Origin of the sequence: Paenibacillus sonchi (assembly GCF_016772475.1) — a bacterium.
GTDB lineage: Bacteria > Bacillota > Bacilli > Paenibacillales > Paenibacillaceae > Paenibacillus_AQ > Paenibacillus_AQ sonchi.
The window spans coordinates 5,875,055-5,896,517 of record NZ_CP068595.1 but is presented as its reverse complement, the minus strand read 5'-3'; the positions used below and the strand labels follow the sequence as shown (position 1 = coordinate 5,896,517).

Genomic DNA, 21,463 nt, shown 5'->3' with positions numbered 1-21,463 from the left:
CAAGCCTGGCGCTGCTTTCCTGATTCCTGAGCCTCTATTTGTCCGGAAGTTTCTGAAACTGCTAATAAGACCTTAATTAGCGGAATAGACTTGATATAAGGTATAGGTAAAGTCAGCCCTGGATAATGAGGTGAACAAGGTGAACGGACGCGTAGCGGCGGCAAGCGGACGGGAGGAAGGCAGACCGTCACGACAAATCAATATTGTGCTGCGGAATCAGGATACACCAGCGGTAAGCCACGCGGCTGCAGACAGTCTTGCTCAGGCCGCACCCCCAAAAAACAACGGACACAGTGAATGGTTTCAGGAGCTTAACCGGGAACTGGATGCACTCGTAGGGTTGGAAAATATCAAGGAGCTGGTATTCGAGATCTATGCCCTGCTGCAGATCGCCAAGATGCGCAGCGATGCGGGACTTGCCAGCGGCGGCCAGGCGTATCATATGGTTTTCAAAGGGAATCCCGGAACCGGCAAGACTACGGTAGCCAGAATTGTCGCCAAGCTGTTCCAGCGGATGGGTGTGCTGACCAAAGGGCATCTGATCGAAGTGGAAAGAGCGGATCTGGTTGGCGAATATATCGGGCATACGGCTCAGAAGACAAGGGACCTGGTGAAAAAGGCGCTCGGAGGCATTCTTTTCATTGATGAAGCTTACAGTCTCGCCCGGGGCGGGGATAAGGATTTTGGCAAAGAGGCCATTGACACGCTTGTCAAATCCATGGAGGATCACCGCAGCCAATTCGTGCTGATTCTGGCGGGATACTCCAGTGAAATTGATTATTTTCTGATGAGCAACCCCGGTTTGCCCTCCCGGTTCCCCATTCAGGTGGAATTTCCCGATTACACCATAGACCAGCTGCTGCAGATTGCGGAGCTGATGGCCAAAGAACGCGATTATATTCTGATGCCGCAGGCCATACTCAAACTAAAGCAGCATCTGCTGCTGGAGAAGACAGAGAGCCTTCATGCCTTCAGCAACGCGCGTTATGTTCGCAACTCTATAGAAAAAGCGGTGCGAGCCCAAGCGGTACGGCTGCTGAATCAATATGAGAGCAACAGCCCGGGCAAGCAGGAGCTGATGACACTCCGCACAGAAGATTTTAAACTGTAGGCAGCTATTCACCACGGACGATACACAACTTAGTGTACAGGACAAGGAGCATGTAATTCATGGCAATCACCACCCACGATACCGAAACAGAAATACAGGACCGGGCTATTCTGGTCAGTCTGGTTACAGACAAAATCAAACGCACCGGCGTTGATCCCGAGCTGTCGCTGCAGGAATTGGTCCAACTGGCCGAGACAGCCGGAGTAGTAGTGCTGGATGTCCTCCGCCAGAACAAGGAAACCCCGGATTCCAAGTGGTTCATTGGCAAAGGAAAGGTAGAGGAGCTGCGGATGGCCGCTGACGGACTCGGGGCCAATACGGCTATCTTTGACCAGGAGCTCTCGGGTGCCCAGGTACGGAACCTGGAAGAGGCGCTGGACCTGAAGATTATTGACCGCACCCAGCTGATTCTGGATATTTTCGCAGGCCGGGCCAAAACGCGGGAGGGCATTATTCAGGTGGAGCTGGCGCAGCTGTCCTACCTGCTGCCGCGCTTATCCGGCCATGGCAAGAATCTGTCCAGGCTTGGAGGGGGAATCGGAACCAGAGGTCCGGGGAGAGCAAGCTGGAAACCGACCGCCGGCATATCCGTGACCGGATCAGCGAACTGAAACGCCAGCTGGACGAAGTGGTCAAAACGCGTGAGCTGCACCGGGAACGCCGGCGGAAGAGCGGCGCTGTCCAGGTTGCGCTGGTCGGATATACCAACGCCGGCAAGTCTACGCTGCTTAAGCAGCTTACAGATGCCGATGTTTACATTGAGAACCAGCTGTTCGCCACTCTCGATCCTACTTCGCGTGTGCTGCAGCTGCCCGCAGGCAAAGAAGTAGTCCTGACAGACACCGTAGGATTTATACAGAATCTGCCGCATGACCTGGTAGCTTCCTTCCGTGCGACGCTTGAAGAGGTCAATGAGGCCAATCTGGTGCTGCATGTGGTGGATGCCTCTTCTCCGATGAGGGAGGAGCAGATGGAGGTTGTGCAGTCCATTCTGCAGGATCTCGGGGCCGCGGGGAAACCGCAAATCGTACTTTTTAACAAAAGTGATATTTGCCGGCCTGAGCAGCTGCAGATGCTGCCTTCGGGTCCGGGGTTTCTGAAGATCAGCGCCTTTAACCCGGACGATCTGACCCGGATCACCGAAATGATTGCCGACGAGCTGGCCGGAGATACGCTGACCTTCCGTATTCCCGGAGACCGCGGGGATCTTTCCTCACTGCTTTACCGGGTGGGAGAGGTGCTGGAACAGAATGTGGAAGACAATGACGTTTTATATCAAGTGCGTCTGAATAAAGAGGATTACGGAAAATGGAGCTACAAACTTGCGGAATATGTGGAGCAGGAATAGATCCGGGCGTTTTAAAAGTTGAACTAGAAAATTTCATAAAAAGGGTAGAAGTGCGGAGGGGAAGTTTGGAACTGGAAGAGCGGTAGCGTCCGCCTTTGTCACCGGATTTCAACCGCTAAAGGCGGTTTCCATTCAAGAAATCTGGGGACAACAGCGGCTGGAAGTCCAAACATTCCCCGCAGTTACGACTATACCCCACAATGTAAAACTAAAGTTCAACTTATATAGATGGGTACAGATAAGGAGAGAACATTAGGAATGGCAGTTTTTGCGGAGGATATTTTACAGGCGGCAGAGGCCGCAGAGCAGGAAATTGAAAGTGCGGTGAAATCGCTTGAACGGATTGTGGATCATAATCAGTGGAAGGTCATTGAAGCCTTCCAGCGCCAGCAGGTAAGCGATTTTCATTTTGCCGGCTCCACCGGGTATGCCTACAATGACCGGGGCCGGGAAGTGCTGGATCTTGTCTATGCCGAGGTATTCGGAGCGGAGGCGGCGCTGGTGCGGCCTCATTTTGCTTCGGGCACACATACGATATCAACGGCGCTTTTTGGTGTGCTGCGTCCCGGAGATGAGCTGCTGTACATCACTGGAAGACCTTATGATACGCTGCACAAGGTGGTCGGCAAACCGGGCGACGGGACAGGCTCTCTGGCTGATTTCGGCATCGGCTACCGCGAAACGGCTTTGACGGCTGAAGGGAAGATCGATTGGGAAGAGGTAGCTCTGGCTGTTAATGACAAGACCAAGGTCATCGGCATTCAGCGCTCGCGCGGCTATGACTGGCGTTCCTCCTTCACGGTTGCTGAAATTGGTGAAATGGTGGAGAAAGTTAAATCGCTGAAACGGGATGTCATTGTTTTTGTGGATAACTGTTATGGCGAATTTACAGAAAAGCTTGAGCCGCCACAGGTGGGGGCCGATCTGGTAGCGGGTTCCCTGATCAAAAATCCCGGTGGCGGTATCGCTGAAACCGGCGGCTACATTCTCGGACGGCAGGAGCTTGTGGAGCTTGCGGCCTACCGGCTTACAGCGCCGGGCATCGGCGGTGAAGTAGGCGCCATGCTGGGAACGACGCGCGGCCTCTACCAGGGGCTGTTCATGGCCCCGCATACGGTCGGGCAGGCAGTGAAAGGCAGCATCTTTGCCGCTGCCGTCTTCCAGCGCTGCGGCTTTACGACGAAGCCGGCCTGGAATGAACCGCGGACGGATTTGATCCAGGCCGTGTCTTTTGACGGGCCAGAGCACCTGATTGCTTTTGTCCAGGGAATCCAGCGCGCCGCAGCTGTGGACAGCCATGTCGTTCCCGAGCCGTGGGATATGCCGGGTTACGAGCATCCTGTCATCATGGCGGCAGGAACCTTTATCCAGGGCGGCAGCTTGGAGTTATCTGCGGATGCCCCGATCCGTGCACCGTATATCGGCTATATGCAAGGCGGATTAACGTATTCCCACGTAAAATATGGAGTTTTGATGGCGCTGCAGAGCATGAGGGACCGTAAATTGCTGTAATTTATGCTGAATCGGATTTATATAATGCTCCATCTTTTAAATCAAGAATCTTGCAACTTTTAACCACTGCATACAAAACTTTTTTGTGGAGTGAACAGTACATGCCATCCCGTAATTTTGCCCACCGGCCAGGCTGGTGGGTACTTTTTTTGTCTTTTGAGTTATTGCTTGAACTAAGGTCATTGAAAGCGCTGTAAGTTTTGCTTGTGCATCGCTCTCTGTGATATACTTCGGAGGTCGTGTTATGTTTTAGCTTACACTCACTTTACTTGAATTCTTAAGGTTACATAAAATCCTGTAAGAATATCTTACACACCATTGACACGTCATATAAGGAAATGTACAATGAGATGAGAAAAAGATCATTGGAAGGTTGGATGAGTCATGGGTGATGAAATCCGCAGAAATATGGCATTATTTCCTATAGGGATCGTAATGAAGTTAACTGATTTATCGGCAAGACAAATTCGTTATTATGAGCAGCACAGTCTGATCGTGCCCGCGCGCACATCCGGCAACCAGCGTTTATTCTCGTTTAATGATGTGGAACGCCTACTGGAAATCAAGGCATTGATTGAGAAGGGGGTTAATATTGCCGGTATCAAGCAGGTAATGAATCCCGTCTCGAAGGAATCCGAAGAAGCTACAGTCATTACCCCTGACACAGAGGTTAGACGTAGAGAGTTGTCTGATTCACAGCTGCACCGTTTACTGAAGCAGGAACTGGTTTCCGGTAAAAGACCGGGACAAGTGTCTCTTATTCAAGGCGAGCTTTCCCGGTTTTTTAATAAATAATACAAAGAGACGTGAAAGGGAGAGGGTAAAGTGAGCTTCTCAAAAGAAGATATCCTGCGTATCGCTAAGGATGAAAATGTCCGTTTTATTCGTCTGCAATTTACCGATTTGCTCGGTACAATTAAGAATGTTGAGATTCCTGTCAGCCAGCTGGAAAAAGCGCTGGACAACAAAATGATGTTCGATGGTTCTTCCATCGAAGGTTATGTGCGGATCGAAGAATCTGACATGTACCTCTACCCTGATCTGAGCACATGGGTTATTTTCCCTTGGGTAACGGACAGCCGGGTAGCACGTCTGATTTGCGATGTGTACATGCCTGACGGAACACCTTTTGCCGGTGATCCGCGCGGCATTCTGAAGCGTTGTCTGCAGGAGGCCGAAGAAATGGGCTACACTGCGATGAATGTTGGACCGGAGCCGGAGTTCTTCCTGTTCAAAACAGACGAAAGAGGCAATCCCACAACAGAATTGAATGACCAGGGCGGATATTTTGATTTGGCGCCGATGGACCTTGGGGAAAACTGTCGCCGTGAAATCGTATTGACTCTGGAGGAGATGGGCTTCGAAATTGAAGCATCTCACCATGAAGTTGCCTCCGGCCAGCATGAGATTGATTTCAAATATGCTGATGCCATCAAGGCAGCCGACCAAATTCAAACCTTTAAGCTTGTCGTGAAGACGGTTGCCCGCCAGCACGGCCTGCATGCTACTTTTATGCCTAAGCCTCTTTTTGGGATGAACGGGTCCGGTATGCACGCGCACCAATCCTTGTTCAAAGGCAATGAGAATGTGTTCTATGACGAAAGCGACACACTGGGTCTGAGTAAAACGGCGCGGTACTACATGGCAGGCATTCTTAAGCACGCACGTGCTTTTGCAGCCATCACTAACCCGACAGTGAACTCCTACAAACGTCTTGTTCCAGGTTATGAGGCACCTTGCTACGTGGCCTGGTCTGCCAGCAACCGCAGTCCAATGATCCGTATTCCAGCTTCCAGAGGACTCAGCACACGCATCGAAGTCCGTAATCCGGACCCTGCGGCTAACCCTTACCTGGCACTTGCTGTCATGTTGAAGGCAGGTCTCGACGGCATCAAGCGCCAGCTCGATCTTCCGGCTCCTATCGACCGCAACATCTATGTGATGTCGGAAGAAGAGCGGATCGAAGAAGGTATTCCAAGCTTGCCGTCCGATCTGAAGGAAGCGCTGGGCGAAATGATCCGCAGTCATGTCATTACCGAAGCCCTCGGTGAACATGCCTTGGCTCATTTTTATGAGCTGAAAGAAATTGAATGGGACATCTACCGTACTCAGGTTCATGAGTGGGAAAGAGATCAGTACATGACGCTTTACTAGAATGAATCAGCCCTTAACGCTCTGAGCGTTGAGGGTTTTTTTTATAGTTTGGAAAATTATACAATGCTAAACAATGTGGATATCTATGAAGCTTCAGATGAATAGGGAGGTGCAGGCGGAATAGGCTCCATCGGCGGAATAAAGCGGACAGAGATGGCCTTATTTTGCGAAAAAGTTTGTTTACCAGGCGTATGCGGACTCATCTGAGACTTTGTTTGTTATTGGACATACCCAAGAAGACATAGCAATCACGATCAGTTATTTAGTTGAAAAGAAAAGCCCCGTTGCCGGGGCTTTTGCTGCAGATTATGAGTTTGCATACTTGATGATTTCGTTAGGAATCGCCGTTTCCCCAAGGATGGATTCTACTGCCTTCCAGGCTTCCCGGAACTGTTTCCCGCTATAATTGGTGCGGCTGCCGGCCGGGTTAGACAGTGACATGTCAAAAACGATAAATTCGCCTGCTTCCTCGCTCACCCTAAAGCTGACGGCGCGGTCCTTTTTCTGAATTCTTATTTCCTCCAAAGTGCTTCCTCCTTACAATTCAGTCTGTTCTCAACTAAATTAGTCTTACCAAATCCTGCAGGGAAAGGCAAGCCAAGTCATAAAAATGACACTTGCTAAAAAGATTGTTTTCATGCCAGATTCTAAATAATTAACAGAATGCACTCTTTTTTATGGAAAATAAACAGCTTGACTCGTTTACATATAGTTCCGTACCGCTGTATACTACCTATGTATGGAAATTCTCCTCTCTGAAATGGAGAGTCTGTTAATTTGTTATACATAGATTCCAAAAAATTAGGGGATTGCCTGAGTGGGTATCAACCAGCCGATAAGGAGGTGCCTTTTTGAAGTCAACGTATAAAGTTCTGACGAGCGATGCCGATTTGTTCGCCGCGGCGCTTGCTCAAGTGAAGGTATACGTCGTTCAGTTAATCGAAGGCAAGCCGCATGTTATAGCAGACTATGCCGGACCTGTGCAGAGATGGACCCCGGATGATGTGCTTGTAGCCGGAATGTGTTACAGCCGGGATGGATTTGAGTTCAGAGTCCGTGTTCCGAAAAAACAGGAATAATCGATGGTCCAGCCTTCTTTTGGATGGGAGTATTCCCATTCTTCTTGTGAGCTGCTGAGAAGCGGCTCATTTGTTGTCTTCAATTTTACTGCCTGATCGCACATGCCAATGCGGCATCAATTGCATCTCTTATACTATCAAACGTAAAAGGGGTGTAAATGATGACAGAACGCGAGCGTGCAAGAATCCGCAGAGCGCTGAATTTGCTGCGGACGCAAAGAGCTATTTTGCTGGAGAGACTGGAAGAAATCAATGAAAATTTGCGGCGGGTGCCGAATCCCAGCCGGGCGAGACGCGAGCTGCTGGCTGCAAGAGCTTCCATACGTGAAGCATTGCGCTTAAATACTGCTGCGATCCGGTTACTCCGCAGTGTTCTGTAGTTAGCTTGGGGAGTGGGAGCAGTAGTTTCTGCATTTCAAGGCATCCTTCGGGGTGCCTTTTCAAGGTTGCGATGTATCATAACCTACATAACTGGAGGATGACGGGAATGGAAGAAGGTTTGCGGCAGCGATTGGGGCTGCTTAGCGGAGGTGGTGGGGCGCTCTGAGGTGGAAGTGTCCATTACCAAAGAACAGGGTCGGCGGCTGATCGAAAAAGTGGTTAAAAGCGCAGTGGTTTATGCCAGAAAGCTGAAGGAACCCGAGGAGGTTCAGCTTGCGCTGGCAGAAGGCATTTTGGATGAACTCGGATACGAGCAGACGCAGCAATAAAGCTGAGTGCCTCCGTGATTTTAGTCTGCGGGCCATGGTGATGTTCACCAGGAGGCACAAGTCGTTTATTGCTCCAATATGTAGAGATGTACTTGTACAGCTTTACAGGAAGTTAAAGGCCGTAATTTGATCCGCATAAACAATAAGCTGCTTATATTCAATTACAGTCTCATAATTAGCAAAAGGACGTACAACCACGTTGTCCAGGACAACAAAATTGTAGTTGAATGATTTTTCGGGATGCTCAGCACCCAGGTAGGAGATGTATTCGTCTACGATAACATCGTCCATCAGTGACTTGAAATTAAAAACATCTTCCTTGCTGCTTGTATTCGTAGCTACATTGCCTTCGATGCTGCCGAACGCGGTAAGCAGATTCACTTTGCGTTCTCCATGATTATTGTTCAGCAAAAGATTAGAGAGCTTACCCAGTGCTTCGACTTTAAAATCGACGTGGGTTCTGACTTTGGATTGATTCAAACCAGGCACTTCCTTTCAAGATTTAATTTTACAATGTACAAGTTTCGACATATTACTGCACTTTTCCTGTTAGTACGCAAAATAAATGTTAGAACATGAAGGACACCCTGCGAAGACGCTGCTGCGCGTCTGGCATAGGTGTCCTTTACGTTTGTTATTCCCGAATGGTTACCCTGGTTCCAACTGGAACGGTAGCTGCGAGCCACAATACATCCTCATTGTACATACGAATACAGCCGCGGGAGACCATTTTGCCGATAGAGGAAGGGTCATTGGTTCCATGAATCCCGTAATGTGGTTTGGACAGGCCCATCCAAAAGGCGCCGAACGGGCCTCCGGGGTTACGCTGTTTGTTGATAATGGTGTATTCTCCAACCGGAGAGACCGTTAACATTTTGCCAATCCCTACAGGGAAACCTCTAATAACAGTGTCATTGTCGAGCAGATACAGCATCCGCTGTGACAGATCAATAATGATTCGATAGGCGGGCATCGTGATCAGCACTCCTTTATGATCAGGATATGAGCGGAGAGGATGGAGCGTTCTGAAATAATTAGCATCGGCGAGTTAAAAGGAACAAATGTTCCCATCGGGTAAAAAGGGCATATGGAAAGACTGGATGGCGAGCAAAATAGGTTACGCGGAAAGGTCTAATAGGAGAAAGGAAAAAAGACTGTCCGCCAATTCCAGCGGAGCAGTCTTAATAGAGGGGGAAAGCTAATGAATATCGCGGAATAGGCCGATAACTCTGCCCAGAATCGTGACACGATTCAGACGTAGAGGTTCGTATGCCGGATTCTCCGGCTGGAGGCGGATGTGGTCGCGCTCTTTGTAGAAGGTCTTAACGGTTGCTTCATCTTCTTCAGTCATGGCAACCACGATATCGCCGTTATCCGCAGTCTGCTGCTGGCGGACGATCACGTAGTCACCGTTCATAATGCCTGCGTCTACCATACTGTCGCCAAGGACGGACAGCATGAACACTTTGTTGTCTCCTACATAATGAGTAGGCAGTGGAAAGTAATCCTCAATATTCTCAGTTGCTGTAATCGGTACCCCGGCAGTAACCTTCCCAACGACAGGAATGCGTGTTACCGTCTGAACGAACTGATGAACATTCTCGGAATCCTCTTGACCCAGCAATTCTATTGCACGCGGTTTCGTCGGATCGCGGCGGATGAGCCCTTTCTTCTCCAGCCGGTCCAGATGGCCATGTACCGTGGAGCTGGAAGCCAGTCCTACAGCTTCGCCGATTTCCCGGACAGAAGGCGGATAACCCTTGCTGCGGACTTCGTTACGAATAAATTCCAGGATCGCCAGTTGGCGACTCGAAATCTTTGACATCGGAATCAACCCCATATACTATGTTTGGGAAAATTATAACATAGAACTTCCGTTCGTACAAACATAAGTTCTAAAACGTTGGCGGAAATAGCGGTGATTTGTGAATTGAGCTGTCATAATCCGTGAAAAAAGGGTTGTGCATAAGAAGGGAACAATTGTTCGAAAAAACTATTGCTCAAAACACATGTTCGTGTTATATTGATTTCGAAAGTAAGAACAAGTGTTTGGAGGCTGGTTAATATGTTAAAGTACAGCACATACCGCAGTATTTACGATGAGGTTCATGAAGACCATACAGCTTCAATGGATAGACTAAATATTAAGAATCTGCTTTTATCTTTAATATCATCACATCGCAATCGCAGATTCATCCGGACAGATCATATTGTAAAGCTGGCTTTGATTGTTCTGCTGGTGATCTCAGGGTTTACGGTGGTGGGCAATGTGTTTGCAGGATCAGTGTCTTCGGCCAAGCAGGAAAAGAGGGTCGTAGTGGAACGTGGGGATACTCTATGGAGCATTGCACTGAAGAATAAACCGGCTGATATGAAAACGGCTGTATATATAGAAGGAATCAAACGAACAAGCGGCCTGGAGAACAGCAATATCCAAGCCGGAGATGTGCTTACTTTACCTGTATATTCATACTGAAACAGTACCCATAGATGGAGCTAAGAGCTTTCAGGGAGCAGACCTTGACAAGCTCTTTTTCTCATGGCACAGTTAGAATGAATTTATAGAGGAGGGAAACACATTGAATATTGATGAATTGGTCGCCCGCATCAATGAATTGGCGCGCAAACAGAAGAGTGACGGCCTGAATGAAGAGGAGCTTGCGGAAAGAGCCAAGCTGCGCGAGATCTACCTGGGCAATATCCGCAGCAACTTCCGCGCTCAGCTCAACAACATTGAGATTGTGGATAAATAAGAGCATGAACAAGGCAACAAGGCAGGAGTTAATGATGCTCTGTTCCTTTTCATAGATATTTTAGGATGACTAGGGGGAACTGACATGGCCCGTTCTTGGGAAAGAATGGTTCAACGCAACACACAGCAAGTCAACAAGCAACGCAAGAAGCAAGGGAAAGAATCCATCTATGCTTCAACCTCTTCTGCCGCTGCCAAGAGCAGCGATGTTTTCAAAGGCCGCAACATCGTATTTCCCGTCGTGCTAATGCTGCTGGGCATTATGTTCTGGGTAGTTGGCTCCATTGATGAAGCAAAAGGAAGCGGCATTCTCGCCAACTGGCTGGGAGTAGTGCTGTATTTTCTGCTTGCGGCACTGCTGTTTTTCCGCCGTCCGTATTTGAAGGTTGAACGCGCCAGACTGTCCACCATTAAATATAACCGGGAGCGTCTGCTGCCGGCAGCAGATATTGAGAAAATTACCGTTACTCGCGGCACAGTCTCTATCAAGTATAAAGGCAAGCGCACACAGTGGGTATTCTCCAGACTGATCAACCGTTATGACATTAAGGCTATGACAGAGCGTCTGGAGCAGTTCGCCAAGCAGAATCATGTGGAAATAGTGAACGAATAGTAAAGATATAGACCAGCATAGGGAGAGGGAGAACTACAATGCCGATTTCAGCCGTACTCTTTGACCTTGATGACACACTGCTCTGGGATGAGCGGAGCGTAGAAGAAGCATTCCGCTATGCCAGTGAAGCAGCAGGAGACTCCGTCGATCCCCGGGAGCTGGAAGCAGCGGTCCGCAGGGAAGCAAGGAATCTGTATGAATCGTATGAGACATTTCCGTTCACCAAGCTGATAGGAATCAACCCTTTTGAAGCGTTGTGGGGAAATTTTACGGCCGGTGAACAGCTTGAATTCCGTCAAATGGAGCAGCTTGCCCCTGTCTACCGCAAGGAATCCTGGCGCCGCGGACTGGCCGCGCTGGGTGTGGAGGATGAAGCTCTTGCCGAAACGCTGGCGGCTAAGTTTGCCGCAGAACGCCGCAGCCGCCCGTATATATATGAAGAAACACTGCAAGTGCTGGATGAGCTGAAGGGGAAGGTGAAGCTGCTGCTCCTGACGAACGGTTGTCCTGCATTGCAGCAGGAAAAGCTTGACGGAGTTCCGGAGCTGGTTCCTTACTTTGACCATGTTGTGATTTCGGGGAGCTTTGGCAAAGGCAAACCGGACAAGGGGATCTTCACACATGCCATGAATCTGCTGGATATCACCCCCGAGGAAGGAATTATGGTGGGTGACAAACTGACAACCGATATTCTTGGCGGACTTGGAGCAGGCTTGACAACCGTATGGATTAACCGCACCGGCAAAGCATCCGACCCGGAGATCACACCGGATTATCAGATTGGACATCTCAGCGAGCTTCTGCCGCTTGTAGAAACTTTATAGCACCGCTTCCAAGAAGCCGTTATCCTGATTTGGGATGCGGCTTTTTTATTGAAAAAGGAAGTGTATGTGACCATTATCACGGCATAGTGCGGAAAAATGAGTTTATTTACTGATAATTCGAATATTATGTGTATAATAGATGAGAATGCTTCACAAGATGTCAGTATTATCATGAAATCTACCAATTACCTGGGAGGACTCCAAATGTTGAACCCAAGGAAACTGACTGCGTTGTTATCGTTAATCATTGCGGCAACTCTTTCTGGCTGCTCTGGCGGCAATGGGGATATGAATCATATGCATGCTGAGTCAAATATATCCATGGAGCCTATAAAAGTAGAACTGTCCTGGAGTCCTCAGCAGGTTGCAGCGGGCCAGAAGGTGGTCTTTGAGGCGCTGGTTACACAAAACGGCCAACCGGTGGATGATGCGAAAGAAGTTCTTTTTGAAATCGTCAGCAACAATAATACAGAGTCAAAGCTTGAATTCACAGGCGAGTCAGCAGGGAATGGTATATATAAAGCAGAAGGAACGATGGAAGCCGAGGGGGAGTTTACTGTGACCTCCCACGTAACAGCACGGACACAGCATTCCATGCCCAGCAAAAAGCTAGTGGTCCAGCCCTAATAGGATAGAAACCTGGACGGAATCTGCCGTCAGCAATTACAGATAAAGCAGAGAGGAAAGGAAGGCTTTTCGAAATCCTTTAATTCTGCTAAACTTACTCTAATGTTTTACTGGGGGATAGAAAGTGGCTAAATTCACACTTGCTGAAAGCTTACAGCAGCGCATACTGATTCTTGACGGAGCAATGGGTACGATGATTCAACAGGTGCCGCTTACCGGTGCCGATTTTGGCGGGGAGGAGCTTGACGGCTGCAATGAAATGCTGGTCCTTACCCGGCCTGAGCTAATACAGGGCATCCACGAGAAATATCTCGAAGCCGGTGCGGATTTAATTGAGACCAACACTTTCGGTGCTACCTCTGTTGTACTGGCTGAATATGATATTCCGCAGCGGGCGCGTGAGATTAATCTCGAAGCAGCCAGACTTGCAAGGAATGCCGTAGACAAATATGACACACCTGACCGGCCCCGCTATGTGATTGGAGCTATGGGCCCGACAACGAAGACTCTCTCAGTAACCGGAGGGGTCACCTTCCAGGAGCTTGTGCAGAGCTATGAGGAGCAGGCAGCCGCGCTGATCGAAGGCAAAGTAGACGCACTGCTGCTCGAAACGTCCCAGGATACCCTGAATGTGAAGGCGGGAAGCATAGGTATCCGCAATGCTTTTGAACAGTCGGGTATCACCCTTCCGGTTATGATATCGGGGACAATTGAGCCTATGGGGACTACGCTTGCCGGCCAGAACATAGAAGCCTTTTACATTTCGCTCGAGCACCTGAAGCCGATCTCCATCGGCCTCAATTGTGCGACCGGACCTGAGTTTATGCGCGATCATATCCGTTCCCTCTCGGCGATCTCCTCCGCAGCGGTGAGCTGCTATCCGAATGCGGGACTGCCCGATGAGAACGGCAATTATCATGAGTCGCCGGATTCGCTTGCCCGCAAGCTTGCGGGATTTGCGGAGAAGGGCTGGCTGAATATTGCCGGAGGCTGCTGCGGGACAACGCCGGATCATATCCGTGCAATGGCTGAGGTATTGGCGGAATATCCGCCCCGGGGACTCGACGGGCAGCATCCGCCTGCGCTTTCAGGGATAGAGCCTGTATATATCGAGAGCGACAACCGCCCTTACATGGTGGGTGAACGCACAAATGTGCTCGGCTCGCGGAAGTTCAAGCGGCTGATCGTGGAAGGCAAATATGAGGAGGCCTCTGAAATCGCCCGGGCCCAGGTGAAGAGCGGTGCGCAGGTGATTGACGTCTGTGTGCAGGACCCTGACCGCGATGAGAGTGCAGATATCACGAAGTTTCTGGAGCTGGTAGTCAAAAAGGTCAAAGTTCCGCTAATGATCGATACCACCGATCCGAAGGTGATTGATCTGGCGCTGCAGTACAGCCAGGGAAAAGCAATCATTAACTCCATTAACCTTGAAGATGGCGAAGAAAAGTTCGAACTGGTCACACCATTGATCCATAAGTATGGGGCGGCAATTGTTGTGGGGACCATTGACGAGTCAGGACAGGCTATAAAGGCTGCAGATAAGCTGAATGTTGCCAAACGTTCTTATGAACTGCTGGTTAATAAATATGGACTGGCCCCGGAGGACCTGATTTTTGATACGCTGGTATTCCCTGTAGGTACCGGGGATGAGCAATATATCGGCTCCGCCAAGGAGACGATTGACGGAATCCGGCTGATCAAGGAAGCCCTTCCTGAAGTGCATACGATTCTGGGCATCAGCAACGTTTCGTTTGGTCTGCCTGAGGCAGGACGCGAGGTTCTTAACTCCGTGTTCCTCTATGAATGCACCAAAGCCGGACTGGATTATGCCATTGTGAATACGGAAAAGGTGGAACGCTATGCTTCCATTCCTGAACAAGAACGTTATCTGGCCGAGCAGCTGATCTATAATACGAATGATGATACACTTTCCGCCTTTGTAGCCGCTTTTCGCGGTAAGAAGGTGGAGAAGAAAGAGAAGATCTCCAATCTCTCTCTGGAAGAGCGCCTCGCATCCTATGTGGTGGAGGGGACGAAGGAAGGCTTGATCCCTGATCTCAATGAGGCTCTAACCAAGTCAGGACCGCTGGAGATCATTAACGGGCCGCTGATGGCGGGAATGTCCGAAGTCGGAAGGCTGTTCAACAACAATGAGCTGATTGTCGCAGAAGTGCTGCAAAGCGCTGAAGTGATGAAGGCGTCTGTCAGCCATCTGGAGCAGTTCATGCAGAAAGATGAAACCTCGGTTAAGGGCAAGATCATGCTGGCAACCGTTAAGGGCGATGTGCATGATATCGGCAAAAATCTGGTGGAGATCATTCTCTCCAATAATGGTTACGAGATTATCAATTTGGGCATAAAAGTACCACCGGAGAGTATCATCGAAGCATTCCGGCGGGAAAAAGCCGATGCGATCGGGCTGTCCGGCCTGCTCGTGAAGTCGGCACAGCAGATGGTGCTGACTGCCCAGGATTTGCGCACAGCCGGTATCGATGTGCCGATCATGGTTGGCGGTGCGGCGTTGACCCGCAAGTTCACCAAGACGCGTATCCGTCCGGAATATGACGGGCTGGTGCTCTATGCCAAAGATGCCATGGACGGTCTGGATATCGCCAACCGGCTGATGAATCCGGAGGAACGGGTCAAGATCGAAGAGGAGGTTCGCCTTGAAGCGGAGGCCGCTGTAGCTGTCGCTCCGCAGCAGGAGCTTCCCGTGCTGACCAGGGCCGTCCGCTCGAAGATTTCGCCGGATGCGCCTGTGTTTACACCTCCCGATCTGGAACGGCATGTCCTGCGCAATTATCCGCTCGGGCATATTATCCCCTATGTGAATATGCAGATGCTGCTGGGTCATCATCTTGGACTGAAGGGCTCGGTAGAAGCCCAGCTTGCAGCCGGTGACCCGCGCACAGTCGAACTGAAGGAGACTGTGGATGAAATTCTCCATCATGCCATGCTGGAGGGTACGATGACTCCGCATGCCATGTATCAATTTTTCCCGGCGCAATCCAGGGGGAATGATATTCTGATCTATGACCCGCAGGATACAGCCACGGTACTTCATACCTTCACGTTCCCGCGCCAGAATGTTGAGCCATATCTATGTCTGGCTGACTTCCTGAAATCCGTGGACAGCGGAATTATGGATTATGTCGGCTTCCTGGTAGTGACTGCCGGTCACGGTGTACGTGAAATGTCAGCCGAGCTGAGGGACAAAGGCGATTATCTCCGCTCCCACGCCCTGCAGGCGGTGGCGCTGGAGGTCGCAGAAGGTCTGGCGGAACGTGTCCATCATATGATGCGGGATACCTGGGGATTCCCGGACCCGGCGGATATGACGATGAAGCAGAGACACGGAGCCCGCTATCAGGGCATTCGTGTATCCTTTGGGTATCCGGCTTGCCCGGATCTGGAGGATCAGGGGCCGCTGTTCAAGCTGATGTCGCCCGGAGATATCGGTGTCGAGCTTACCGAAGGCTTCATGATGGAGCCGGAGGCTTCGGTGTCGGCGATGGTGTTCGCCCATCCTGAAGCGCAATATTTTAATGTGGAGAAGCAGTAAGCTTCCCTTCCCATACACTCCTTCTGTAGGGACAACGTCCTTCAGAGCGGAACCTCCCGTAACGGGAGGTTTTTTGCTGGAGCTTACAGGGGACCGAAAGATGCTTTTTTGTCCTAAAAAGGGTAAAATTCTCTTCATGAGATTCAGATGAAGGGAAAATGAATGATTCCCGGGTAAAATGAAGAGAGGAGGAGCACTATGGAAATATACTTTTTGGGTACCAATGCCGGGGTACCGACGCTGCAGCGGAATGTAACCTCGGTTGCACTCCGCCTGCTGGAAGAGCGGCGCAGCTTCTGGATGTTCGATTGCGGAGAAGGTACACAGCACCAGGTTCTCCGTTCCCCGCTGCGGCTGGGGAAGCTGGAGAAGCTGTTCATTACCCATCTGCACGGTGACCACTTGTTCGGCTTGCCGGGTCTATTGTCCAGCCGCGGGTATCAGGGCGGCACTGGCCCGCTTACAGTGTACGGACCGCCTGGTCTCAAAGCCTATCTGGACATCTCCTTGTCCGTCAGCCAGTCCCGCATTCCTTACCCGCTGGAGATTGTTGAGCATAGCGGAGGACTTATCTTCGAGGATGACGGCTTTAAGGTGGAGGCCGGACTGCTGGAGCACCGGATTGACAGCTACGGCTACCGGGTGACGGAGAAAGACAGCCCAGGCAATCTGAATAAGGAGCTGCTGATGAGCTATGGTCTGAAGCCGGGGCCGCTCTATGGCCTTTTGAAAAAAGGGCAGGATGTAACGACCGAGGAAGGCGTTCTGATCCGCGCAGCGGAGGTGGTCAATGCTCCAAAGCGTGGACGGATTGTAACTGTGCTGGGCGATACCAGACCTTGCCAAGGGACCTTACCGCTTGCATTGGATGCAGATCTGATTATTCATGAGGCAACCTTTGGCCATGATCTGAAGGAAATGGCTCATCAATATCATCACAGCACAGCCCGGCAGGCCGCTGAGCTGGCGCGTGATGCAGGCGGGCGTGAGCTGCTGCTGACCCACTTCAGTTCTCGTTATACCACGCAGGAAGAGCTGCTTCCGCTGCTGGCGGAGGCGCAGGAAATCTTTCCGCAGACATTGCTGGCCGAGGAATTCTGCACCTTTCCCGTGTACCGGAGAACGCCGGGAAATGACCCGGGAAAGTGAATTATTTTCCGGGAAAGCGCAGGAAATGACAGGGGCATGCCAAAAAAAGACGGCCCCGTCAGGGGTTCGCTAGCTTTCGACGAAGTGTGTTAAATTTAAAGGATTAGCTGGATGAAAAAGCAACGAAGCAGTAGAGAAATTGGCGAAAAATCAACGGTGCCTGCCCGTCGGGAAATGAGCATGAAGCCAGCAATAAATGATGAGCAGGTCATGGATTATTTACATGTGATAACTGCTGGTAAAGAAATTTAATATAAATAATAATTAATGTGATTAAAAGAAAATCCGCTGTAATGGGGGCGAACACAATGGACCATGTTGGAGGATTGTTGATCGATTTGGATGGAACTCTATATCATGGAGGCCGGATGATTCAGGGGGCAGATCTGCTTGTCGCGGCACTGCGTACGGCAGGAATTCCCTTTATGTTCGTAACGAACAATTCTTCGCGGACCCCGGCGAGTGTGGCGGCGCATCTGTGCGCTATGGGCATCGAAGCAGAAGCTCAGGAGGTGTGCACTTCATCATTGGCTGCAGCCCGCTACATCGCGGGGGAATCGCCGGGAGCAACCGTGGCGATACTTGGGGAAGAGGGGTTGATTCAGGCTTGCCGCGAAGCCGGACTCCGCTTGGTGAGCGAAGCGCCGGAATATGTTGTACAGGGCATTGACCGGTCTTTTACATACGATTCCCTGGCAAAGGCTTCCCGCTGGGTCCGCGAGGGGGCGAAGTTTGTGCTGACGAATCCGGACCTGATGCTTCCTTCCGATGACGGCGTCATGCCCGGTGCAGGTTCACTGGGAGCTGCAATTGAAGCGGCAAGCGGGATTCCGCCCGTTGTCATCGGCAAACCCGAAGCGCATCTCATTGCGTATGCTACATCGCTGATGGGTATTGATCCGGGCGAGGCCGTTGTGGTCGGGGACAACATGCGGACAGACATTTCCGCAGGAGCCCGTGCAGGCTGCCGGACCATTCTGGTATTGACCGGGCTGACTACAAGGGATAATCTGGAAGACTATCAGCGTCTAACCGGAGTGGAGCCGGATGAAATTTGTGCTGATTTAGCTGAACTTATGGTGACACTCGGTGTATAATGTCAAAGGTGTGCAATTTACTTATCTATGATACCTTCGAAGGGAAGATGCCAATATGCCGGAATTGCCGGAAATGGAGAATTACCGAAAGCTGCTCAGCCAGCATCTTATAAATGTTCCAATTACAGGCGTAACCGTAAACCGGGAGAAAACCATCAACATGGAGACCCCGGAATTCACCCAAGCGCTCCTTGGAGCACGCATTGTATTTGTGGAGCGCCGTGCCAAGCATATCCTGTTCCATCTTCACGATGGCCGCAGGCTGCTGCTGCATCTGATGCTGGGCGGACTGCTGTTTTACGGTACGGAGGCAGAGCGGCCTGAGCGCTCTACACAGGTTGAGCTTGCTTTTGGAGATCACATCCTGTATTTCATGGGGCTGCGCCTGGGATATCTGCACCTGCTGTCCGTCAAGGAAAGCGAGGCGGCAATGGGCAAGCTGGGACCGGAGCTGCTGGACCGCCGCATGACATCTGAACGGTTCGCGGGACTGCTGAAAGGGCGCCGGGGTGCGCTGAAGAGCCTGATGGTCAATCAGCAGGTTATGGCGGGGATCGGCAACTGTTATGCGGATGAAATTGCTTTTGAGGCCAGGCTCCTGCCGACGACGCTGGTGCAGAACCTGACGCCGGAAGCAGTGACACGGCTGTATGACAGTGTCCGCAAGGTGCTGACAGAGGCCACTGAAATCGGGGGCTATATGGAAATGCCGTTCATGGCCGGAGATACAGTTACCGGTTCCTATAATGATAAGTGTAAAGTGTACGATCGTGAGGGCGAACCTTGCCTGCGTGATGGGGGAACGATTGTCAAAATAGAGCTGTCCGGGCGCAAAGTGTTTTATTGCCCGGACTGCCAGCATGACGAGTAGTCCCAAAATCGGGGCACATGTCAGCATTCGCGGCGGATACGGGCAGGCTGCCCGGTTCGCCTGGGAGAGCGGTGCGACATGTTTTCAATATTTTCCAAAGAATCCGCGCAGTTTGCGCGTGAAGCCGCTCGACAAGCGGGATGCCTCTAGCTGTGCTGCCTTTTGCCGGGAGAAGGGAATGGTGTCCATTGCGCATACCCCTTATCCCACTAATCTGGCAGCGGCCAGTGAAGGGGCGACACCCCGGCCGGTAATGGTGGCATCGCTGCTCAACGACCTGGAGATTGCCGAAGCCTGCGGTTCGCTGGGCATTGTGGTTCATTTTGGCCATTTCTCCGGGACCGAGCCATTACAAGGCTACCAAAATATTATACAATGTATAAATGATACGCTGAAAAGCTGGGACGGGCAGGCCAAGCTCCTGATAGAAAACCAGGCCGGCAATCACGGCAAGGAAGGCATGACCCTGGAAGAGCTGGTCAAAATCCGTGAGCTCAGCCGTTATCCGGAAAAAATCGGGTTTTGCCTGGACACCTGCCATGCGTTCGCCGCCGGGATCTGGAACCCGCAGCATACGGGGGAATTCCTGCAGCGTGGGGAAGCGCTTGGCTATTGGCCGCATCTTGCGGCCGTACATCTGAACGATTCCATGTATGCGTTCGGCTTGCGCAAGGACAGGCATGCCCAGATCGGCAAAGGCTGTATCGGTGACGCGGGCTTGCGGACGCTGCTGACTGCGGAACCTTTTGGCCGGACGGCTATTGCCTTGGAGACCGGGAAGGGACCCGACGGAACACACCGGCAGGAAATTGCCGCAGTACGCAAATGGTATGAAGCGGAGGTGCAGCTATGATCAGCCTGTTCATATCCGGGTTACTGGAGATTGCCGCCCAGGGGGGCTGGCGATGAAGGAGATGAATCAGCAGGAACTGCTGGAGGCGCTGGAACGGAAGGGGGAGCCGCTGGTGGTATTTTTCTATACTCCGCTGTGCGGAACCTGTAAAGCTGCCCGCCGCATGCTGGAGGTCGCAGAGCATCTGCTGCCGGAAGAGCTGTTGATCGCCGCAGGCAACGTGAACATGCTGCCAATGCTGGTGAATACATACCGGATATCCAGTGTGCCTGCACTGCTGGTTGCCCCCGCAGACCGGAGCAAGGCTCCGCATATTTATTATTCAATGGGCTCTGTAGAACGGGTGCTGGACTACATAAGGAGTGTGACCTCATAAATGATATCTTTACAACATCTGACCCTTCGCAGGGAGCAAAGCCTGATTCTGGACGATGTGTCGCTGGAAATGAAGCAAGGCGAAAACTGGGTGATTCTGGGCCGCAACGGCTCAGGCAAAACAACATTGCTGGAGATGATGACCGGCTACCTGTTTCCAAGCAAGGGTTCCGTCGAGGTGCTTGGTTATAAATACGGCCAGTGTGATCTGCGCGAGGTGCGCAAGGAGATCGGCTATATCGGACCATCATTGATGGAAAAGCTGTCGCTGACCGATCCCGTATGGGAGGTTGTCGCAACGGGTGCCTACGCCTACCTGCGTTTCTACCAGGATATTCCGCATGCCGTTCACGATCAGGCGATCCGGCTGCTGGAGGACATGAATCTTGGGGAGTTGGCTTACCATCCGTTTGGAACCTTGTCTCAAGGGGAACGCAAAAAGGCGATGCTGGCACGCTGCCTGATGGCTGAGCCGAAGCTGCTCATCCTGGATGAGCCCTGCGCCGGACTTGACCTGTATGAACGTGAAAAGATGCTGGCCGAGATTGACAAGCTGAAGCAGCGTGATGTATCAGTTGTATATGTCACACATCATGTTGAAGAGATTGTGCCGCTGTTTACGCATGTGGCCCTGATCCGGGACGGCAAGCTGGCCGGCTCCGGTCCCAAAGAAGAAGTGCTGACGAAAGAAATGATCTTGGCTACCTATGATATTCCAGCTGATATTGAATGGGATAGCGGTCGTCCCTGGATTAAAATAAGACCTGGAGGCTCAATCCTTTGAACGATTTTACTGAAGCAACCCCGGGCAGACCTCTGCCCCGGA

The 21,463-nt window shown here is 51.1% G+C and carries 24 protein-coding genes and 1 pseudogene; 21 read left to right on the top strand and 4 right to left on the bottom strand.

From position 1 onward, the window contains the following. The first annotated feature begins 139 nt into the window (after window positions 1-139). From JI735_RS26325 to glnA, 5 genes and pseudogenes are all read left to right on the top strand, one after another. The gene (locus tag JI735_RS26325) at window positions 140-1,111 is read left to right on the top strand and encodes an AAA family ATPase (protein ID WP_039836799.1); all 972 of its coding nucleotides are present in this window, start codon (window positions 140-142) and stop codon (window positions 1,109-1,111) included. A gap of 59 nt (window positions 1,112-1,170) precedes the next feature. After that, a pseudogene (hflX, locus tag JI735_RS26320) lies at window positions 1,171-2,459 on the top strand (GTPase HflX). Window positions 2,460-2,717: 258 nt separating this feature from the next. Continuing rightward, entirely contained in the window at window positions 2,718-3,971 is a 1,254-nt protein-coding gene (locus JI735_RS26315; protein WP_202676588.1) for a methionine gamma-lyase family protein, read from the top strand. A 384-nt stretch (window positions 3,972-4,355) separates the two neighbouring features. Beyond that, a complete protein-coding gene (locus JI735_RS26310) occupies window positions 4,356-4,766 on the top strand; it encodes a MerR family transcriptional regulator (protein WP_019910684.1) in 411 nt (136 codons plus the stop codon). A gap of 30 nt (window positions 4,767-4,796) precedes the next feature. Continuing rightward, on the top strand, window positions 4,797-6,125 hold the full coding sequence (gene glnA / locus JI735_RS26305; protein WP_020431139.1) for a type I glutamate--ammonia ligase: 1,329 nt from the start codon (window positions 4,797-4,799) through the stop codon (window positions 6,123-6,125). Between the two features lie 306 nt (window positions 6,126-6,431). Here the strand turns inward: glnA and JI735_RS26300 are convergent, their stop codons facing one another. Continuing rightward, a complete protein-coding gene (locus tag JI735_RS26300) occupies window positions 6,432-6,650 on the bottom strand; it encodes a hypothetical protein (RefSeq protein ID WP_039836790.1) in 219 nt (72 codons plus the stop codon). A 326-nt stretch (window positions 6,651-6,976) separates the two neighbouring features. Between JI735_RS26300 and JI735_RS26295 the strand changes: the two genes are divergently transcribed. The 3 genes from JI735_RS26295 (at window position 6,977) to JI735_RS26285 (ending at window position 7,914) form a co-directional block, all read left to right on the top strand. Then, window positions 6,977-7,204 (top strand): hypothetical protein, encoded by a 228-nt coding sequence (locus JI735_RS26295; RefSeq protein WP_020431142.1) that lies wholly within the window; start codon window positions 6,977-6,979, stop codon window positions 7,202-7,204. 161 nt (window positions 7,205-7,365) lie between these two features. Then, window positions 7,366-7,584, top strand: a complete 219-nt coding sequence (locus tag JI735_RS26290) for a hypothetical protein (RefSeq protein ID WP_039836789.1) — start codon at window positions 7,366-7,368, stop codon at window positions 7,582-7,584. Window positions 7,585-7,737: 153 nt separating this feature from the next. Continuing rightward, entirely contained in the window at window positions 7,738-7,914 is a 177-nt protein-coding gene (locus JI735_RS26285) for a hypothetical protein (protein ID WP_157771418.1), read from the top strand. A gap of 102 nt (window positions 7,915-8,016) precedes the next feature. On the opposite strand, the gene JI735_RS26280 is transcribed toward JI735_RS26285, so the two are convergent. The 3 genes from JI735_RS26280 to lexA form a co-directional block, all read right to left on the bottom strand. Continuing rightward, a complete protein-coding gene (locus JI735_RS26280) occupies window positions 8,017-8,394 on the bottom strand; it encodes a hypothetical protein (protein WP_039836788.1) in 378 nt (125 codons plus the stop codon). A gap of 154 nt (window positions 8,395-8,548) precedes the next feature. Then, entirely contained in the window at window positions 8,549-8,887 is a 339-nt protein-coding gene (locus JI735_RS26275; RefSeq protein ID WP_039836787.1) for a L,D-transpeptidase, read from the bottom strand. A gap of 225 nt (window positions 8,888-9,112) precedes the next feature. Further along, a complete protein-coding gene (gene lexA / locus JI735_RS26270; RefSeq protein WP_025704214.1) occupies window positions 9,113-9,739 on the bottom strand; it encodes a transcriptional repressor LexA in 627 nt (208 codons plus the stop codon). 240 nt (window positions 9,740-9,979) lie between these two features. Between lexA and JI735_RS26265 the strand changes: the two genes are divergently transcribed. The 13 genes from JI735_RS26265 to JI735_RS26205 all read left to right on the top strand — a co-directional run bounded on the left by JI735_RS26265 (window position 9,980) and on the right by JI735_RS26205 (window position 21,421). Further along, window positions 9,980-10,390, top strand: a complete 411-nt coding sequence (locus JI735_RS26265; RefSeq protein WP_039836786.1) for a LysM peptidoglycan-binding domain-containing protein — start codon at window positions 9,980-9,982, stop codon at window positions 10,388-10,390. Between the two features lie 103 nt (window positions 10,391-10,493). After that, the gene (locus tag JI735_RS26260) at window positions 10,494-10,667 is read left to right on the top strand and encodes a DUF896 domain-containing protein (RefSeq protein WP_074113197.1); all 174 of its coding nucleotides are present in this window, start codon (window positions 10,494-10,496) and stop codon (window positions 10,665-10,667) included. An 84-nt stretch (window positions 10,668-10,751) separates the two neighbouring features. Further along, entirely contained in the window at window positions 10,752-11,279 is a 528-nt protein-coding gene (locus tag JI735_RS26255) for a hypothetical protein (RefSeq protein ID WP_039836785.1), read from the top strand. Between the two features lie 38 nt (window positions 11,280-11,317). Beyond that, complete coding sequence (locus tag JI735_RS26250; RefSeq protein WP_039836784.1) at window positions 11,318-12,103, top strand: HAD family hydrolase; 786 nt, start codon at window positions 11,318-11,320, stop codon at window positions 12,101-12,103. A 204-nt stretch (window positions 12,104-12,307) separates the two neighbouring features. After that, window positions 12,308-12,730 (top strand): FixH family protein, encoded by a 423-nt coding sequence (locus tag JI735_RS26245; RefSeq protein WP_039836782.1) that lies wholly within the window; start codon window positions 12,308-12,310, stop codon window positions 12,728-12,730. Window positions 12,731-12,914: 184 nt separating this feature from the next. After that, entirely contained in the window at window positions 12,915-16,292 is a 3,378-nt protein-coding gene (gene metH / locus JI735_RS26240) for a methionine synthase (protein ID WP_411830140.1), read from the top strand. 198 nt (window positions 16,293-16,490) lie between these two features. Next, a complete protein-coding gene (gene rnz, locus JI735_RS26235; RefSeq protein WP_039836779.1) occupies window positions 16,491-17,441 on the top strand; it encodes a ribonuclease Z in 951 nt (316 codons plus the stop codon). 111 nt (window positions 17,442-17,552) lie between these two features. After that, window positions 17,553-17,693 carry a hypothetical protein gene (locus JI735_RS26230; RefSeq protein WP_157771417.1) on the top strand — a complete coding sequence of 47 codons (141 nt, stop codon included), beginning with the start codon at window positions 17,553-17,555 and terminating at the stop codon, window positions 17,691-17,693. A gap of 56 nt (window positions 17,694-17,749) precedes the next feature. Then, a complete protein-coding gene (locus tag JI735_RS26225) occupies window positions 17,750-18,538 on the top strand; it encodes a TIGR01457 family HAD-type hydrolase (protein WP_039836778.1) in 789 nt (262 codons plus the stop codon). Window positions 18,539-18,593: 55 nt separating this feature from the next. Next, window positions 18,594-19,409, top strand: coding sequence for an Fpg/Nei family DNA glycosylase (locus JI735_RS26220; protein WP_039836777.1), 816 nt, complete (start codon window positions 18,594-18,596; stop codon window positions 19,407-19,409). Next, complete coding sequence (locus tag JI735_RS26215) at window positions 19,399-20,262, top strand: deoxyribonuclease IV (RefSeq protein ID WP_039836776.1); 864 nt, start codon at window positions 19,399-19,401, stop codon at window positions 20,260-20,262. Before JI735_RS26220 ends, JI735_RS26215 begins: the two co-directional genes overlap by 11 nt. Window positions 20,263-20,314: 52 nt before the next feature. After that, window positions 20,315-20,638 (top strand): thioredoxin family protein, encoded by a 324-nt coding sequence (locus tag JI735_RS26210; RefSeq protein ID WP_039836775.1) that lies wholly within the window; start codon window positions 20,315-20,317, stop codon window positions 20,636-20,638. After that, window positions 20,639-21,421 (top strand): ABC transporter ATP-binding protein, encoded by a 783-nt coding sequence (locus tag JI735_RS26205; protein ID WP_039836774.1) that lies wholly within the window; start codon window positions 20,639-20,641, stop codon window positions 21,419-21,421. Window positions 21,422-21,463 lie beyond the last annotated feature (42 nt).

Excerpts from the sequence above, each read along its gene's own strand:
- JI735_RS26315 (WP_202676588.1), top strand. The coding sequence starts at position 2,718 with ATGGCAGTTTTTGCGGAGGATATTTTACAGGCGGCAGAGGCCGCAGAG.
- JI735_RS26310 (WP_019910684.1), top strand. The coding sequence starts at position 4,356 with ATGGGTGATGAAATCCGCAGAAATATGGCATTATTTCCTATAGGGATC.
- JI735_RS26290 (WP_039836789.1), top strand. The coding sequence starts at position 7,366 with ATGACAGAACGCGAGCGTGCAAGAATCCGCAGAGCGCTGAATTTGCTG.
- JI735_RS26275 (WP_039836787.1), bottom strand. The coding sequence starts at position 8,887 with ATGCCCGCCTATCGAATCATTATTGATCTGTCACAGCGGATGCTGTAT.
- lexA (WP_025704214.1), bottom strand. The coding sequence starts at position 9,739 with ATGTCAAAGATTTCGAGTCGCCAACTGGCGATCCTGGAATTTATTCGT.
- JI735_RS26265 (WP_039836786.1), top strand. The coding sequence starts at position 9,980 with ATGTTAAAGTACAGCACATACCGCAGTATTTACGATGAGGTTCATGAA.
- JI735_RS26255 (WP_039836785.1), top strand. The coding sequence starts at position 10,752 with ATGGCCCGTTCTTGGGAAAGAATGGTTCAACGCAACACACAGCAAGTC.
- JI735_RS26250 (WP_039836784.1), top strand. The coding sequence starts at position 11,318 with ATGCCGATTTCAGCCGTACTCTTTGACCTTGATGACACACTGCTCTGG.
- JI735_RS26245 (WP_039836782.1), top strand. The coding sequence starts at position 12,308 with ATGTTGAACCCAAGGAAACTGACTGCGTTGTTATCGTTAATCATTGCG.
- metH (WP_411830140.1), top strand. The coding sequence starts at position 12,915 with ATGGGTACGATGATTCAACAGGTGCCGCTTACCGGTGCCGATTTTGGC.
- rnz (WP_039836779.1), top strand. The coding sequence starts at position 16,491 with ATGGAAATATACTTTTTGGGTACCAATGCCGGGGTACCGACGCTGCAG.
- JI735_RS26230 (WP_157771417.1), top strand. The coding sequence starts at position 17,553 with ATGAAAAAGCAACGAAGCAGTAGAGAAATTGGCGAAAAATCAACGGTG.
- JI735_RS26225 (WP_039836778.1), top strand. The coding sequence starts at position 17,750 with ATGGACCATGTTGGAGGATTGTTGATCGATTTGGATGGAACTCTATAT.
- JI735_RS26220 (WP_039836777.1), top strand. The coding sequence starts at position 18,594 with ATGCCGGAATTGCCGGAAATGGAGAATTACCGAAAGCTGCTCAGCCAG.
- JI735_RS26215 (WP_039836776.1), top strand. The coding sequence starts at position 19,399 with ATGACGAGTAGTCCCAAAATCGGGGCACATGTCAGCATTCGCGGCGGA.
- JI735_RS26210 (WP_039836775.1), top strand. The coding sequence starts at position 20,315 with ATGAAGGAGATGAATCAGCAGGAACTGCTGGAGGCGCTGGAACGGAAG.
- JI735_RS26205 (WP_039836774.1), top strand. The coding sequence starts at position 20,639 with ATGATATCTTTACAACATCTGACCCTTCGCAGGGAGCAAAGCCTGATT.